The organism is Neisseria sp. HMSC15G01 (assembly GCF_001808255.1).
GTDB classification, from domain to species: Bacteria; Pseudomonadota; Gammaproteobacteria; order Burkholderiales; family Neisseriaceae; genus Neisseria; species Neisseria subflava_A.
On record NZ_KV792652.1, the window covers coordinates 1 to 15,886 of the forward strand.

The following is a 15,886-nucleotide window of genomic DNA, read 5'->3' on the forward strand; positions in this document are numbered from 1 at the left end:
GAGTCAGGGCAATCAGGGATTTTTTCATTGCTGTTTTCCTTTTTTAAGTGTGAAGAAGCGAGCATTCGTTCTTCTTATTACGATATCGTTCTGTTTCAACGATTCCATGACCATAATATAAAGGTTATGGCTTAAGAAAACAAATTTTCCTCTTGTTTTAGGCGTATTTTTGTTGGGAAACGTTGTTTTTTGCAGACAGAGTAGGTATAGAAAATAGTCGTTTATTTCGTAATATGTTTTTTTAAAAGGAAATTTTAGGAGAATCATGAAAGACAGTTTATAGAGGTTGGGGGTAAATGTTGTTTATATTGTCTTCAGACGGCCTTGTTGAGTGAGGTTTATAGTGTATTGGGTTTTAAAATTATAAAAAAACCTGCCTGAGTAATCAGGCAGGTTTCATTTGCTTGAAAGACAGATTAGTTTTTGTCTTGGTCAACCAGTTTGTTTTTAGCGATCCAAGGCATCATAGAACGCAGTTGTGCACCCACTTTTTCAATTTGGTGGTCGGCGTTCAGACGGCGACGGGCAGTCATGCTGGCGTAGTTGGTTGCGCCTTCTTGGATGAACATTTTCGCATATTCGCCGCTTTGAATGCGGTATAGCGCTTTTTTCATCGCAGCTTTGGTTGCAGGAGTCACTACTTCAGGGCCGGTAACGTATTCACCGTATTCGGCATTGTTGGAAATGGAGTAGTTCATGTTGGCAATACCGCCTTCGTACATCAGGTCAACGATCAGTTTCAGCTCGTGCAGACATTCGAAGTAGGCCATTTCTGGAGCGTAACCGGCTTCAACCAAAGTTTCAAAGCCGCATTTCACCAATTCAACTGCGCCACCGCACAATACGGCTTGTTCGCCAAACAGGTCGGTTTCGGTTTCTTCGCGGAAGTTGGTTTCGATTACGCCGCCTTTAGTGCCGCCGTTGGCTGCTGCGTAAGACAGGGCGATGTCTTTGGCTTTGCCGCTTTTATCTTGGTAAACGGCGATCAAGGAAGGTACGCCGCCGCCTTTCAGGAATTCGCTGCGTACGGTGTGGCCTGGGCCTTTAGGGGCGATCATGATAACGTCGAGGTCGGCGCGAGGTACGATTTGGTTGTAGTGTACGTTGAAGCCGTGAGCGAACGCCAATACTGCGCCTTCTTTCAAGTTAGGATCGATTTCGTTTTTGTATACGATAGGTTGGTTTTCGTCAGGCAACAGAATCATTACAACGTCGGCTGCTTTAGTTGCTTCAGCAACGGTGCGCACGTCGTGGCCGGCTGCTTCGGCTTTTTTCCAAGAGCTGCCTTGGCGCAGACCGATTACGACATTTACGCCGGAATCTTTCAGGTTTGCTGCGTGTGCGTGACCTTGTGAACCGTAGCCGATGATGGCAACGGTTTTGCCTTTGATCAGAGAAAGGTCAGCGTCTTTATCGTAATAAACTTGCATTTTATTTCCTTAGTGTAAGAGGGTTCCGGATAATCCGGGTTGAGTTAAAAGTAATAGGGGATTAGGCAGGGACTTGGTTCATCAAGACGATTTCCAATGCTTCGGTTTTTCCTTCGATGAATTTGACGAAGTTTTGGAAATGTTCGCTGGCATTGTGCTCATCAATAGCTGCTTGGGATTTCCAGCTTTCTACGAATACGAAACGGTTGGGTTTGCCGATTTCTTGGTGCAGGTCGTAGCTGATGTTGCCTTCTTCTGCACGGCTGGCTTTGACCAATTCTTTAAATTGGGCAGCCAGAGCCTCGGTGTATTCGGGTTTGACGGTAACTAATGCAACGATTTGGATGCTTGACATATTTGTCTCCTACTGTTTTTCAGACGGCCTTTGTTGAAAGTAAAAGGCCGTCTGAACGATACAGCGTTAAATTTTCAAAATACGCTCGCCACGACCGATACCGGCTGCGCCTGTGCGTACGGTTTCCAAAATTTGGGCGCGACCGACTGTTTCGAGGAAAGAGTCGAGTTTTTCGGTGGAACCTGTGATTTCGATGGTGTAGCTGCGGTCTGTTACATCAATAACACTGCCGCGGTAGATTTCGGTCAATCGTAGGAATTCGTCGCGGTCTTTGCCGACGGCGCGGACTTTTACCAACATCAGTTCGCGTTCGACAAAACGGCTTTCGTTCAAGTCAACCACTTTGATAACTTCAATCAGTTTGTTGAGTTGTTTGGTGATTTGCTCGATAACGTGTTCGTCGCCATGAGTAACGATGGTCATGCGAGACAAGGTTTTGTCTTCGGTTGGCGCAACAGCCAAGGAGTCGATATTGTAATCGCGTGCGGAGAACAAACCTACCACACGGCTCATCGCACCTGATTCGTTTTCCATCAGAATAGATAAGATATGTCGCATTTTTCTCTCCTTACGCTGACAATGTTTCGCGCATATGCGGCGGCAGAACCATCTCGTCCAAGCCTTTGCCGTTGCCGACCATAGGCAGTACGTTTTGTTTCTTGTCGGTCAAGAAATCGAGGAATACCAGACGGTCTTTTTGGTTTAATGCTTCCAGTAAAGCGCCTTCTACATCGGATTTCTTGTCCACACGGATGCCGATATGGCCGTAGGCTTCAGCCAGTTTGACAAAATCAGGCAATGAGTCGAAATAGGTTTCCGATTCACGGTTGCCGTAATAAAGTTCTTGCCATTGGCGGACCATGCCGAGGTAGCCGTTGTTCAGGGTAACGACGTTAACCGGAACTCGGTATTGGAAGCAGGTCGACAGCTCTTGGATGTTCATCTGAATCGAGCCTTCGCCGGTGATGCAGAATACATCTTGATCAGGAGCGGCCAGTTTCGCACCGATGGCATATGGCAAGCCGACGCCCATTGTGCCTAAACCGCCGGAATTGAGCCATTGGCGCGGACGCTCGAATGGGTAATATTGAGCGGTAAACATTTGGTGTTGACCGACATCGGAAGTAATGATGGCAGAATTATTGGTGATTTCGGCCAGTTTTTGAATGACGTATTGCGGTTTGATGATTTCGCTTTCATTATCAAACCACAGGCAGTTGCGAGAACGCCATTCTTCAATGCTTCTCCACCATTTATCCAATGAGTCGGCAGCAGGTGCAGATTCTTGCTTGCCCCACAATTGAATCATTTCGGACAATACGTTTTTCACGTCACCGACAATCGGGATATCCACTTTGACGCGTTTGGCAATGCTGGACGGGTCAACGTCGATATGAATAATTTTTTTGGCTTTTTCAAAGAATTTGGACGGTACGGAAATCACGCGGTCATCGAAGCGCGCACCGATTGCCAGTACAACGTCTGCATTTTCCATGGCGAGGTTGGCTTCGTAAGTGCCGTGCATACCCAGCATACCCAAGAATTGGCGGTTGCTGGAAGGGTATGCACCCAAGCCCATCAATGTACCGGTACAAGGAGCGCCGATCATGCGGACGAATTTGGTCATTTCCTCAGAGGCATTGCCCAAAACCACGCCGCCGCCGAAGTAAACAATAGGGCGTTTGGCGGAAGCCAGCATTTGTACGGCTTTTTTGATTTGACCGATGTGGCCTTGTACAACCGGTTGGTAAGAGCGGATGAAGATGTCTTCTTGCGGATAGCTGAATTTAGCCATTGCTTGGGTGACATCTTTAGGAACATCGACAACAACGGGACCCGGACGGCCGCTTGCGGCGATTTGGAAAGCTTTTTTGATGGTGTCTGCCAACTCAGCGATATTGGTTACCAAGAAGTTGTGTTTGACACAAGGGCGAGTAATGCCGACTGTATCCACTTCTTGGAATGCGTCTGTCCCGATGAGGGAATTGCCCACCTGGCCGCTGATGACTACTAACGGAATAGAGTCACTGTAAGCAGTGGCGATACCGGTCAGGGCATTGGTTACGCCCGGGCCGGAAGTCACCAAGGCAACGCCGACTTTGCCGCTGACACGGGCATAGGCATCTGCCGCATGTACGGCTGCCTGTTCGTGGCGAACCAGGGTGTGCTTGAATTTATTGAGTTGGAAAAGGGCATCGTAGATTTCGATAACCGCACCGCCCGGATAGCCGAATACATACTCGACACCTTCGGCTTTGAGACTTTGCACGATGATTTGTGCGCCAGATAATTGCATATTGACCTCTTTTATATGGTCTCAAACCAATAGGAACAATCCGCCTCACCACAGCACCTGTAATGCAATTCCACCAAGCAGCGATTTAGGGTACGCGCACTGAGGGAATACGATGACAGTCAGACTATCCAAGCAATTGGAAAGAAACACAGAGTTTGTGAAAAAGAGTAGAAACGATAACGCAATCCGACTGTACAAGCAAGACAAAATCTTTCATCTTTTAACATTTAAGGAGTGAAAATAGATTATCGTTTGATTTTAAAGAAATAAAAAAACGGTTTTATTGAGCTTGATGTGGGTGGATTGTTGACAGTTTGAGTAAGGAGAAGGTTTTTGCAAATTTTGCAAACAAAGAATAGCAAAAAACCTCTTGACCGAATCAAGAGGTTTTTTAAATTTGGTGCCCAGGGTCGGACTCGAACCGACACACCTTGCGGCGGGGGATTTTGAGTCCCCTGCGTCTACCAATTTCGCCACCTGGGCTAGCGAAGAAGTCGTCATTATAGCGAGTTCTCGAATCTTGTAAAGCAGTAATTGAAAAAAAATTGGATTATTTTTATATTTGTTTGATTTTTAATGAATTAAACTTTTTGTGTTTGATGGTTATCTAAATGGGAGGCAGATTTTTAAAACAAAAAAAGCAGTATTTATCTGCAAAAGGGCTACATTTAATGTGTTAAACGCGTTAATATGAAGATGTTTTGTTTTTATATCGGCCGGGCAGTTGTTTGGCCTTACTTATTTGAAACGGTTTTGGAGAAAATTTATGCTTTCCGTCACACGAACTTTCTTACTCAGTGCTTTTGCGTTGGCTGCTCTGGCTGCTTGTCAGCCTAAAGAGGAGGCCAAAGAGGCTTCTTCGACACCTGCAACTTCTGCTGCGCCTGCTGCTTCCGGTGAGTCTGCACCCAAAGTGCAAGCGCGTGGTACCGATATGCGCAAAGAAGACATTGGCGGCGACTTTACATTGACCGATGGCGACGGCAAACCTTTCAGCCTGAGCGATTTGAAAGGCAAAGTGGTTATCCTGTCTTTCGGCTATACCCACTGTCCTGACGTATGCCCAACCGAGTTGCTGACTTATAGCGACACGTTGAAACAATTGGGCGATCAGGCTAAAGACGTGAAAGTAGTATTTGTCAGCATCGACCCTGAGCGCGATACGCCTGAAGTAATCGGCAAATACGCCAAACAGTTCAACCCTGATTTTATCGGCCTGACGGCTACCGGCGATCAAAGCCTGCCTGTTATCAAACAGCAATACCGTGTGGTATCGGCTAAAGTAAACCAAAAAGAAGACAGTGAAAACTATTTGGTTGACCACTCTTCAGGCGCATATTTGATTGATAAAAACGGCGAAGTGGCGATTTTCTCGCCTTATGGCAGCGAGCCGGAAACGATTGCGGCTGATGTGAAAACTTTATTGTAAAACCGTAGTTAAGGCCGTCTGAAATGGATTGTGGATTTCAGACGGCCTTCTTGCTTTTGATACGGCAAAGGAAAAGAAAAAAATGACCGACACACTTTTAACGATTGCTTTATCCAAAGGGCGGATTTTTGAGGAGACACTGCCGCTATTGGCCGCCGCCGGTATTGTGCCTGCGGAAGAGCCGGAAAAGTCGCGCAAGCTGATTATTGGTACCAATCATGACAATATCCGTTTGGTAATTGTACGCGCGACCGACGTGCCGACTTATGTGCAATATGGTGCAGCGGATTTCGGTATTGCCGGTAAGGACGTGCTGATCGAGCATGGCGGAGATGGCCTGTATCAACCCTTAGATTTACACATCGCCTCATGCCGCATGATGGTTGCGGTTAAAAAAGGTTTTGATTACGCCGCCGCTTCCAAACCCGGCAGCCGCTTGCGGATTGCCACCAAATATCCCGACATCGCCGCCGAACATTTTGCCGGCAAGGGTGTGCATGTGGACATCATCAAACTGTACGGCTCGATGGAGCTTGCGCCTTTGGTCGGTTTGAGCGACGCGATTGTCGATTTGGTTTCCAGCGGCAATACGTTGAAGGCCAATGGTTTGGAAGCTGTGGAGCATGTGGCTGATATTTCCAGCCGCTTGGTGGTCAACAAGGCGGCATTGAAAACCAAATATGAGCTGTTGAATCCGATTATTCAGGCATTTGAAAATGCCGCTAAGGCCGTCTGAAAAGTTTTTGGTAAAACCTGTTTGCCAACCCAGTTTGAAAGCCCCGTCATGATGCAAAGCAAACCGACACTCGATACGATTCTTTCCCATCGCTCCATCCGCAGGTTTACTTCCGAACCGATTACCGATGAAATCCTCGATACGCTGGTGCGTGCGGGGCAGCAGGCTTCGACTTCCAACAACCTGCAATGCGTTTCCATCATCCGCGTATCCGACCTTGCGCTGAGGCAGGGGATACATGAAGCGGCAGGAAGCGCGCCTTATATTGTCCATTGTGCGGAATTTTTACTGTTTTGCATTGATTTTTCCAAACACAAGGCGATGTTTCCCGATGCGCAAATTGATTGGGCGGAAGTCACCCTGATTGGTGCGGTCGATGCAGGCATTATGGCGCAAAACGTATTGCTTGCCGCCGAATCGCTTGGGTTGGGCGGCGTGTATATCGGCGCGTTGCGCAATAATGCGAAAAAAGTGTCGGATGTGTTGAACCTGCCGGATTATTGCGTGCCTTTGGTGGGATTGTGCCTCGGTTATCCCGACCAAGACCCGCCGCTCAAACCGCGCCTACCTAAGGAAATGGTCTATGCCGAAAACGCTTGCCCAAACCTGAATGCCGAGGCGGTTGAGGCCTATAATCAGGCAGTAGCGGATTATTATGAGTTACGCAAGGGTAGTCCGATACCTTGGAAGGAATCGCTGGCCAAAACTTTGGGCAATCCTGTGCGGCCGCATATGTTGGCGTTTTTGCAGGAAAAAGGTTTTTTGAAAAGATAATATTCAGACGGCCTTTGAGTGAATGAGGCCGTCTGAAAACAATAGGAACGAAACAAGGAAGAGAGCAAACCATGAAGAAACTCGACACCCAATCCCCTGATTTTCAAGCCGAACTCAAAGCGTTACTCGCTTTTGAAACCGCGCAAAACCCTGAAATCGACCGTATTGTTGCCGACATCTGTGCCGATGTTCAAAAACGCGGCGATGCGGCGCTGATTGAATATACCAACCGCTTTGACGGTACATCCGCACAAACCATCGACGATTTAATTCTGACGCAAGACGATTTGCAGTCTGCGTTTGAGCGTTTGCCCGAAAACATTCAGACGGCCTTGAAAACGGCCGCGCGACGGGTGGAAAGCTACCATAAACACCAAAAAATGGAGTCGTGGACTTACGAAGACGAAGACGGCACGCTTTTGGGTCAACAGATTACGCCGCTTGACCGTGTCGGTATTTATGTTCCGGGCGGTAAAGCCGCTTATCCGAGTTCCGTCATCATGAACGCCATGCCTGCCCACGTTGCCGGCGTGAAAGAAATCATCATGGTCGTTCCCACTCCGAAAGGCGAGCGCAACGATATCGTGTTGGCGGCTGCTTTTGTGGCCGGTGTAACCAAAGTGTTTACGGTTGGCGGCGCGCAGGCGGTTGCGGCTTTGGCTTATGGTACGGAATCTGTGCCTCAAGTCGATAAGATTACCGGCCCGGGTAATGCTTTTGTCGCTGCGGCCAAACGACGCGTGTTCGGCGTGGTCGGTATCGATATGGTGGCAGGGCCGTCTGAAATCTTGGTGATTGCCGATGGCACGACGCCTGCCGATTGGGTGGCCATGGATTTGTTCAGCCAGGCGGAACACGATGAAATTGCACAGGCGATTTTGATCGGTACTTCTCAAGCGTATTTGGACGAAGTTCAGGCGGCCATGAACCGCTTGATTGAAACCATGCCTCGCCGTGCGATTATTGAGGCTTCATTGGGCAACCGCGGTGCAATGATTTTAGCTAAAGACTTGGACGAAGCCTGCGAAATCGCCAACTATATTTCTCCCGAACACTTGGAATTGTCGGTTGAGAATCCGCAAGAGTGGGTGAAAAAAATCCGCCACGCCGGCGCTATTTTCATGGGACGCTATACCAGTGAAAGCCTTGGCGACTATTGCGCAGGCCCTAATCACGTTTTGCCGACCAGCCGCACAGCGCGTTTCTCTTCTCCTTTGGGAACATATGATTTCCAAAAACGCTCCAGTCTGATTCAGGTTTCAGAACAAGGTGCGCAGAAGTTGGGTAAAACCGCCAGCGTGTTGGCGCATGGCGAAAGCTTGACCGCGCACGCCAGAGCAGCTGAGTTTCGTTTGAAAGACTGAGTGAAACGTTGGTTAAAGTCGTAAGAAATCAAAAAAGGCATCTAAACAGATGCCCTTTTTATTGTGATGAAGATTTTAGCTGAGAAGGTATCAGGCCGTCTGAAAACAGGTTTAACGGTTTTTCAGCCAGTCATTACGCATTTGTGCGGCTTCTTCAAAATAGCAGTAAAGCTCGGTTTTGTTGCCGTCTGAAAGGAGTCGTTCCAATTTGGATAATTGTTCTTTCAAATCGCTGGTTAGTTTGAGCAGGGCAGGGCGGTTGGCCATGCAGATGTCTGTCCAAACGGCAGGATGGCTGGAAGCGATGCGGGTAAAGTCGCGAAAGCCGGTAGCGGCATAGGGGAGGTAGTCTTTGCCGTGCGGATGGTCAACCAAAGCGTGGACATAGGCAAAGGCGGTCAAGTGCGGCAAGTGGGAAACAGCGGCAAAAATATTGTCGTGTTCTTCGGCACTCATGGTCGAAATTTGCGAACCAACCGCCTGCCACAGGCTTTTCAGCCGTCTCAGGCCATCTGAAGCCTCTTGGCCGTGTAGCGTAATAATCAGGCGGCTGTTTTGAAACAAACCGCAACGCGCGGATTTTGCCCCGCTTTGATCCGAGCCGGCAATCGGGTGTGCAGCAAAACATTGCGGCAGGCGATCGGATAAGTGGGTGCGGAAGGCATTGAGTGCCGATTGTTTGGTGCTGCCGACATCGGAAACGCAGGCAGTGTCTTTTAAGAAGGGCTTGATGTCGCGGCATACGTCAGGCAGGACGGAGACAGGCGTGGCGATTAAAACCAAATCGGCATTGCTAATGCTTTCGGCGCAAATATTCGGATAGGCATGATCGATGATGCCGCATTCGAGTGCGTAATTGAGGTTGTCGGCATTGGTGTCGATACCGGTAACGGTTTGCACCAGTCCCAAGCGTTTAAGGTCGAGCATGAACGAGCCGCCGATTAAACCGACACCGATAAGGGTAATGTGGGGGAAAAAGGCGGAAGTGTTCATGGTTTGGATCCGGTACAAGTGGAAAAGCTTATTTTAATCTGTCATCGAGGCCGTCTGAAAGTTGTCATCAAGGTTTCAGACGGCCTTTTTTATGGTCGAATTTTCATGATTTAGGCATAGAAAACTCCGTTTAGTAGGAGCATGTAACCGATTATCAGATTTTCATACACTAAAATAATCATCTGAATTAGTATAACGTCTTAAAGTAAGTAATTGGTATCTTAAAGTAAATTATTACATCATATTTTATTTTGATTGATATCGAATAAAATAATTCACTCAGAAAGAAGGAATTTATGAGTTTTTCACAAACCGAATTAGTCAACGCAATGCGTTTGCTTTCTACCCGTCTGCCGCAGTTTCCAGAGCAGCAAAACCAAGTATCCCGCATGTTGCGCATCGTAACCGAACGTTTGAGCAGCCATTTGAACGAAAACCTGAAAGCGTTCGGCATCAATGAAAACCTGTGGTTTTCCCTGATGGCGGTTTACGTCAGCCCAAACAGCGAAATCCTGCCTTCGCGCTTGAGCGACCTGATGGACTTGACGCGCACCAGTGCAACACGCCTGTCGGACGATATGGTTGAGCGCGGCTGGGTAGAGCGTTATATCAATCAGAAAGACCGTCGTCAGATTGTGCTAAAATTAACCCCTTCGGGTGAGACCTTCATCCACGAAGTATGGCCGCAAATTGCCCGTCAGAGCGGCCAGGCGTGGGAAGATTTCACGAAAGAGGATTACGATACGCTGCAACACCTGTTGGGTAAACTGTTGAACCGTTTGGGCAATTAACAACAGACGGCCTGAAGGTCTGCGGCAGACACACATAAACGGAGTCTGTATGAAATTAGGTTTGGTCAAATCAAGCGTGTGCGTTGCCGCTGTTTCGCTGTTGGCGGCATGTGCACCGTTCGGCAAACAGTCGCCTTTGGATGAGACAACAGCCTATCCGCTGCCGCAAGGCCAATCTGCCGCTACTGCCCAAGACGGCTGGTGGATGAAGCTGAAAGATAAAAAATTAAACAATTTGATTGCTTCCGCCATTCAGACGTCTACCAATCTGCGTGTCGTCAAGGCAAGGTTTGAGCAGGCTCAGGCGCAGCTGGGCGTTGTGGGAGCTGCAAACAAACCGCAAGTCGGCTTGGGCGTTACAGGTCTGGGTGCTTATGTTTCACCCAAACCTCAAGCCGGTATGGTCGATACCGACCATACATTGGTTTTGGCGCACGCAGCCTTACAAGGCAGTTTGGTTTTCGACTTTTGGGGTAAAAACCGAGAGCAGATTCAAGCTGTTTTAGGAAAAAGCAGGGCTGCGGTGTATGAAGCTCATCATATCCGCACCGAGTTGGCTCACGCCGTTGCCGCCCAATATTTTGCGTGGCAGATGGCGACAGAACAATTGGCTTTGTTGGATACGCGTATAGAGCTGGCGGATAAAGCATTGAAACTGATGCAACAACGCGTTAAAGCGCAGCTGGCTCCTGCCGATGCCTTGCACGCTCTGGAAATGGCGCAACAGCAATTACAGCTTGAAAAATCGGCATGGACTCAGAAAAATGAGAAAATCCGCAACAGTCTGGCTGTATTGACCGGCCGAGTGCCGGGTGCATTAAATGGACAAGTTCCGGAAAAAATGGCGGCTGTGCCGTCATTGCCGGTTAGTCGTATTGAAGCGGACTTGTTGGCGGCCCGTCCCGATATCGCGGCACAAAAAGCCTTGCTTGAAGAGAAATGGCATATCGTCAAATCGACCGAAGCAGAGTTTTACCCGAATATCGAATTAAAAGTTTTGGCAGGTATGACGCACATTGATGCGTTCAATCTGATTCGCGGACGGACTTCCGGTATGTTGGGCATTGTTCCGGCTTTGAATCTGCCATTGTTTACGTCCGGCGCGCTGCAGTCCAAATTGGCGGGCAAACGCGCTCAATATAACGAGCAGGTTGCCGTGTATGACCAAACTGTTTTGAACGCCATGCGTTCGGCGGCAGATGCCGTAGTGGACTATCAAAGCCTGAAAAGCCGACAAGATACTTGGAACAAGATGGTCAATATTGCCGATAAATCTGTGCAAAATGCGAAAGGACGTGTTCGTGCAGGTTTGGATAACGGCTTGACCGCTTTGCAAAAACAAGACGAAGCTGCGCGTACGAAAATGTCGGCGGTTCAATACCATGCAGAATATCTGACAGCTTGGAGTAACCTCAATGCCCAGTTGGGCGGTGGCTTTAAATTAAATAAGAAATAAACGTTTTATTAAAACGTAGGCCGTCTGAAAGTAATTTCAGACGGCCTTTTGCTTACCTTATTTACATTTGCTACCGGAAGAAATTATTGTAATGAATAGAGTGTAACTATAAAATATGACCCTTTAGCGCGTTAAACACGCGTATTGGGGACTGATAGTATAAGTCAGCGCCCAGCAAACAATAATATCGTTATCACATGTGCAGAATTAAAGTTAGGACTTATGGATACTCAATCGGAAAAAAATAATGTCCAAAAAGAACCGGAAGTAGTCGCTTCCGGCGCTAAAACGCATCGCAAACGCAATTTGGTTATCGTTACGCTTCTATTCCTTATTGCGGCAGCAGGAGTTGCTTTGGCGTATTTCCTGTTTTGGCAGCATGAAGAAGAAACGGAAGATGCTTATGTGGCCGGTCATTTGGTGATGATTACGCCGCAGGTGAACGGCACGGTGCGCAAAGTCATGTATGACGATACGGATGTCGTGAAAAAAGGCGATGTTTTGGTGGCTTTGGACGACAGCGATTTTCAGCTGGCATACGATCGCGCGCAAAATGAATTGATTCAGGCCATCCGTCAAAACAAACAGCAAACTGCGGTCAATTCAAAAGCCAAAGCGCAAGTGTTGTTACGCAAAGCCGATTTGGCCCGTGCGCAAGCCGATTTGCGCCGCCGCGAATCTTTGGCGGGTACGGAAGCGGTTTCCGGAGAAGAACTCAGCCATGCCCGTGCCGCTGTGGTTCAGGCTCAGGCTGCATTGAAAGCGGTTGAGGCGGAAGAAGTTTCTGCTCAGGCAGCGTTGGGCAGTAATATTCCTCTGCGCCAACAACCGGCAGTTCAGACGGCCATCAGCCACATCAAAGACGCTTGGTTGAATTTGCAACGTACGCAAATCCGTTCGCCGATTAGCGGCCAAATTGCCAAACGCAATGTCCAAGTCGGCCAACGTATCGTGCAAGGTACGCCGATGATGGCTGTTGTGCCTCTGTCTGAATTGTGGGTGGATGCCAACTTTAAAGAATCGCAACTGCGCAAAATGAAAATCGGCCAGCCTGTTGAAATGACAGCCGATTTGTACGGCAGTAAAGTGGTTTACCATGGCAAGGTAATGGGCTTGTCGGCCGGTACGGGCAGTGCGTTCTCATTACTGCCGGCACAAAACGCAACGGGCAACTGGATTAAAGTTGTGCAACGTGTACCGGTGCGTATCAGTTTGGATGCTAAAGAATTGCAACAAAATCCGCTCCGTGTCGGTTTGTCGATGACTGTTAAAGTCGATATTGCCGAGAAGGGCAGCGGTAAAGCCATGACTGCCGAAGCGGAACGAAATACTGCCTTGCCGGAAACGAAAAGTGTGGATTGGAAAGCCGCCGATGCTTTAGTCGATAAAATCTTCGAGCAATACGCAAAATAATCTTTTCAGACGGCCTGAGTCTTTTATTGAAGGCTCAGGCCGTCTGAAATATTGATTCTCTTCAATCGACCGCTTTGGCGGTTGTCTTATAGTTTATAAATATGAATTATCCGCCTTTACAAGGGTTTAAGCTGGTGTTGGCAACTTTGGCGCTCAGCTTGGCCGTATTTATGGAAGTCTTGGACAGCACCATCGCCAACGTCGCCGTGCCTGTTATTGCAGGGGATTTGGGTGCGGCTACCACGCAGGGAACTTGGGTGATTACCTCATTTGCCGTAGCCAATGCCATCTCTGTTCCCTTGACAGGTTTTTTGGCCAAGCGGTTCGGCGAGGTCAAAATCTTTATCGCCGCTGTGATCGGGTTTGTCGTAACGTCATGGCTGTGTGGCATTGCACATAATCTTCAAGCCTTGGTTTTTTTCCGTGTATTGCAAGGCTTCATCGCCGGGCCATTGATTCCCTTGTCCCAAAGCCTGTTGATGGCTTCTTATCCGCCTGAAAAACGAACATTGGCGCTGGCCTTATGGGCGATGACCGTCGTTGTTGCCCCTGTGTTGGGGCCGATTTTAGGCGGTTGGATTTCAGACAATTGGCATTGGGGATGGATTTTCTTTATCAATATCCCGATCGGGATTTTGTCTGCAACTATTGCTTGGAAGCAGCTTCGACACAGGGAAACTGAAATCGTCAGGGCGCCAATCGATTATGTCGGGCTGGTGTTGATGATTGTCGGTGTCGGCGCATTGCAAATGATGCTTGATAGAGGTAAGGAATTGGACTGGTTTGCCTCGGGAGAGATTATCGTTTTGGGCGTTACCGCTTTGGTGTTCCTGACCTATTTTATTGTTTGGGAGCTGGGCGAGAAATACCCGATTGTCGATTTGTCATTGTTTAGAAATAGAAACTTTACGATAGGCGTTGTTGCGACATCCTTGGGCTTTATGGTGTATATGGGTACATTGACCTTGCTGCCTTTGGTGTTGCAATCAAATCTCGACTATACCGCTACTTGGGCTGGTTTGGCTGCTGCACCGGTAGGTTTTCTGCCGATTATTCTGTCGCCGATTATTGGTAAGTTTGGCAATCGCGTCGATATGCGCCTGTTTGTCAGCGCTAGCTTCTTGGTGTTTGCCTATACATTCCATTGGCGAACCGACTTCTATGCCGGCATGGATATGAGCAACGTCGTTTGGCCACAGTTTTGGCAGGGTTTAGGCGTAGCCATGTTCTTCCTGCCCCTGACCAGTATCACCTTATCGCATATGAAGGGCAACCAAATTGCCTCGGCCAGTAGCTTGTCTAATTTCTTGCGAGTCTTTATGGGCGGTGTCGGTGTGTCCGTTGTCAGCACCATGTGGGAACGGCGCGAAGCTCTGCACCATACTCAGCTGACCGAACATATTAATTCATTGTCCTCAATCAGCAACCAATCTATTCAAGGCATGATGGCCAATGGCCTGAGCAAAGAGCAAGCCCTGGCTGCGATAAATAGTACTATTTCCCAACAAGGCTTTATTATTGGCTCAAATGAAATCTTCTTGGCAGGCAGTATCATATTCATCAGTATGATTCCCATTATTTGGCTGGCGAGACCTCCGTTTAGCGGTTCCGGCGGGGGAGGGCATTAGATAAAAGGCCGTCTGAATTTCAGACGGCCTTTTATCTATATATTATTTAAGAGTCAAGAGCAGATCCCTAAATGCATTTGGATCTTTAATAAACGTCATTTCTCCTGATTGAGGAAAATGGAAATCAAGTAGGCGTGATACCCAAAAACGAATACATCCTGCTCTTTGTGCAGTAGGGAAATACGCGCGTTCTTCATCAGATAATGGACGTACGCTTTCATAGCCGTGGATAAAGGCATCATAAAGGACAGGGTCTAACTTGTTATCAGCTGTTCGTGCCCAATCGTTAACTGCAATTGCCAGGTCGTACATGAAATTACCGTTACACGCATAATAGAAGTCGATAAAGCCGGAAACTTCATCTCCATTAAGCAATACGTTGTCCTTAAATAAATCGGCATGGATAATACCAGAAGGCAAATGCTCTCCCAGATTTTCATCTAAAGCGGCAATTTCAGATTGAAGCAGTGCGGCATCTTTAGAATCTAAAACAGGCAGCAACTGAGTGCAGGCATCGCGCCACCAGTCATCATAACGAGGGTTTTTCATTTTTAAAGGAAAGTCTTGACCGGCTAAATGCATTTTGGCCAGCATAGCACCGGTATGGAAGCATTGAGCCTCAGTTGGCCAGCCGGTATCCGAGCCATTCAAACAAGTAACCAAACAAGCCGGTTTTCCGGCCAAAATAGAATGCAGTCTGCCATCTTTGCGAGCAATCGGAGCAGCGCAGGCAACACCATTCAGACTCAAATGCTGGTTTAGTTCTAGAAAGAAAGGCAGTTCTTCTGATTTCAAAACCTCAAAAACAGTCAATACATAACGACCGGTTGAAGTAGTCAAAAAATAATTACTGTTAGTAATTCCTTGAGCAATCCCCTGCAAAGAAACAAAATCTCCCAAATCATATTGCAGAAGGAAGTCACGCATTTGAGTGTCGGAAACACTTGTATAGACAGACATAGCAAACTCGAGGCTGATATAAAAGAATCAAGGAAGCATCATACCAAAAAACAAGCGCTAATAATATAAATTAAAGCGAGGGTCAAATTCAAAAGGCCGTCTGAAAGAGCAATTCAGACGGCCTTTGTTTTGTGTTTTTTTGTATGTATGGATTGTGTAGGAAGGTTGTTGGAGTTTTTTATAAAATAAAAAACCCTGTTAAAACAGGGTGGTGGTTAAATTTCTGAAAATAATTTTGCGAAAGGTGTTGACTGGTTTTGT

At 47.7% G+C, this 15,886-nt stretch carries 14 protein-coding genes and 1 tRNA gene; 8 read left to right on the forward strand and 7 right to left on the reverse strand.

Annotated features, from left to right (window positions below; genetic code table 11):
- Positions 1-416: 416 nt before the first annotated feature.
- The 5 genes from ilvC to HMPREF3139_RS00030 all read right to left on the reverse strand — a co-directional run bounded on the left by ilvC (position 417) and on the right by HMPREF3139_RS00030 (position 4,564).
- Positions 417-1,430: a ketol-acid reductoisomerase gene (gene ilvC / locus HMPREF3139_RS00010; protein WP_070459226.1), complete on the reverse strand. Its 1,014-nt coding sequence runs from the start codon at positions 1,428-1,430 to the stop codon at positions 417-419.
- Positions 1,431-1,491: 61 nt separating this feature from the next.
- Positions 1,492-1,785, reverse strand: coding sequence for a putative quinol monooxygenase (locus HMPREF3139_RS00015; RefSeq protein ID WP_070459229.1), 294 nt, complete (start codon positions 1,783-1,785; stop codon positions 1,492-1,494).
- A gap of 66 nt (positions 1,786-1,851) precedes the next feature.
- Positions 1,852-2,343, reverse strand: a complete 492-nt coding sequence (gene ilvN / locus HMPREF3139_RS00020; RefSeq protein WP_003685820.1) for an acetolactate synthase small subunit — start codon at positions 2,341-2,343, stop codon at positions 1,852-1,854.
- A gap of 10 nt (positions 2,344-2,353) precedes the next feature.
- Positions 2,354-4,081: a biosynthetic-type acetolactate synthase large subunit gene (gene ilvB, locus HMPREF3139_RS00025; protein ID WP_070459232.1), complete on the reverse strand. Its 1,728-nt coding sequence runs from the start codon at positions 4,079-4,081 to the stop codon at positions 2,354-2,356.
- Positions 4,082-4,479: 398 nt separating this feature from the next.
- Positions 4,480-4,564: transfer RNA gene (locus tag HMPREF3139_RS00030), tRNA-Leu, on the reverse strand.
- 283 nt (positions 4,565-4,847) lie between these two features.
- On the opposite strand from HMPREF3139_RS00030, the gene HMPREF3139_RS00035 reads away from it, so the two are divergent.
- From HMPREF3139_RS00035 to hisD, 4 genes are all read left to right on the forward strand, one after another.
- Positions 4,848-5,510, forward strand: coding sequence for an SCO family protein (locus tag HMPREF3139_RS00035; RefSeq protein WP_070459235.1), 663 nt, complete (start codon positions 4,848-4,850; stop codon positions 5,508-5,510).
- Between the two features lie 82 nt (positions 5,511-5,592).
- Positions 5,593-6,246 (forward strand): ATP phosphoribosyltransferase, encoded by a 654-nt coding sequence (gene hisG / locus HMPREF3139_RS00040; protein WP_070459238.1) that lies wholly within the window; start codon positions 5,593-5,595, stop codon positions 6,244-6,246.
- Between the two features lie 48 nt (positions 6,247-6,294).
- Entirely contained in the window at positions 6,295-7,020 is a 726-nt protein-coding gene (gene nfsA, locus HMPREF3139_RS00045; RefSeq protein ID WP_070459240.1) for an oxygen-insensitive NADPH nitroreductase, read from the forward strand.
- Between the two features lie 71 nt (positions 7,021-7,091).
- Positions 7,092-8,384, forward strand: a complete 1,293-nt coding sequence (gene hisD, locus HMPREF3139_RS00050; RefSeq protein WP_070459243.1) for a histidinol dehydrogenase — start codon at positions 7,092-7,094, stop codon at positions 8,382-8,384.
- A 111-nt stretch (positions 8,385-8,495) separates the two neighbouring features.
- On the opposite strand, the gene HMPREF3139_RS00055 is transcribed toward hisD, so the two are convergent.
- On the reverse strand, positions 8,496-9,377 hold the full coding sequence (locus HMPREF3139_RS00055) for a prephenate dehydrogenase (RefSeq protein ID WP_070459246.1): 882 nt from the start codon (positions 9,375-9,377) through the stop codon (positions 8,496-8,498).
- A gap of 296 nt (positions 9,378-9,673) precedes the next feature.
- Here HMPREF3139_RS00055 and HMPREF3139_RS00060 point away from each other — a divergent pair, with 296 nt between their 5' ends.
- The 4 genes from HMPREF3139_RS00060 to HMPREF3139_RS00075 all read left to right on the forward strand — a co-directional run bounded on the left by HMPREF3139_RS00060 (position 9,674) and on the right by HMPREF3139_RS00075 (position 14,665).
- Positions 9,674-10,168, forward strand: coding sequence for a MarR family transcriptional regulator (locus HMPREF3139_RS00060; RefSeq protein WP_004521040.1), 495 nt, complete (start codon positions 9,674-9,676; stop codon positions 10,166-10,168).
- A 49-nt stretch (positions 10,169-10,217) separates the two neighbouring features.
- Positions 10,218-11,624, forward strand: a complete 1,407-nt coding sequence (locus tag HMPREF3139_RS00065; RefSeq protein ID WP_070459249.1) for an efflux transporter outer membrane subunit — start codon at positions 10,218-10,220, stop codon at positions 11,622-11,624.
- Between the two features lie 222 nt (positions 11,625-11,846).
- Entirely contained in the window at positions 11,847-13,037 is a 1,191-nt protein-coding gene (locus HMPREF3139_RS00070) for an HlyD/EmrA/EmrK family protein (protein ID WP_070459251.1), read from the forward strand.
- A gap of 101 nt (positions 13,038-13,138) precedes the next feature.
- Entirely contained in the window at positions 13,139-14,665 is a 1,527-nt protein-coding gene (locus HMPREF3139_RS00075; protein WP_070459254.1) for a DHA2 family efflux MFS transporter permease subunit, read from the forward strand.
- A 42-nt stretch (positions 14,666-14,707) separates the two neighbouring features.
- Here HMPREF3139_RS00075 and thrB read toward each other — a convergent pair whose 3' ends face one another.
- Complete coding sequence (thrB, locus tag HMPREF3139_RS00080; RefSeq protein WP_070459257.1) at positions 14,708-15,625, reverse strand: homoserine kinase; 918 nt, start codon at positions 15,623-15,625, stop codon at positions 14,708-14,710.
- Between the last annotated feature and the right edge of the window lie 261 nt (positions 15,626-15,886).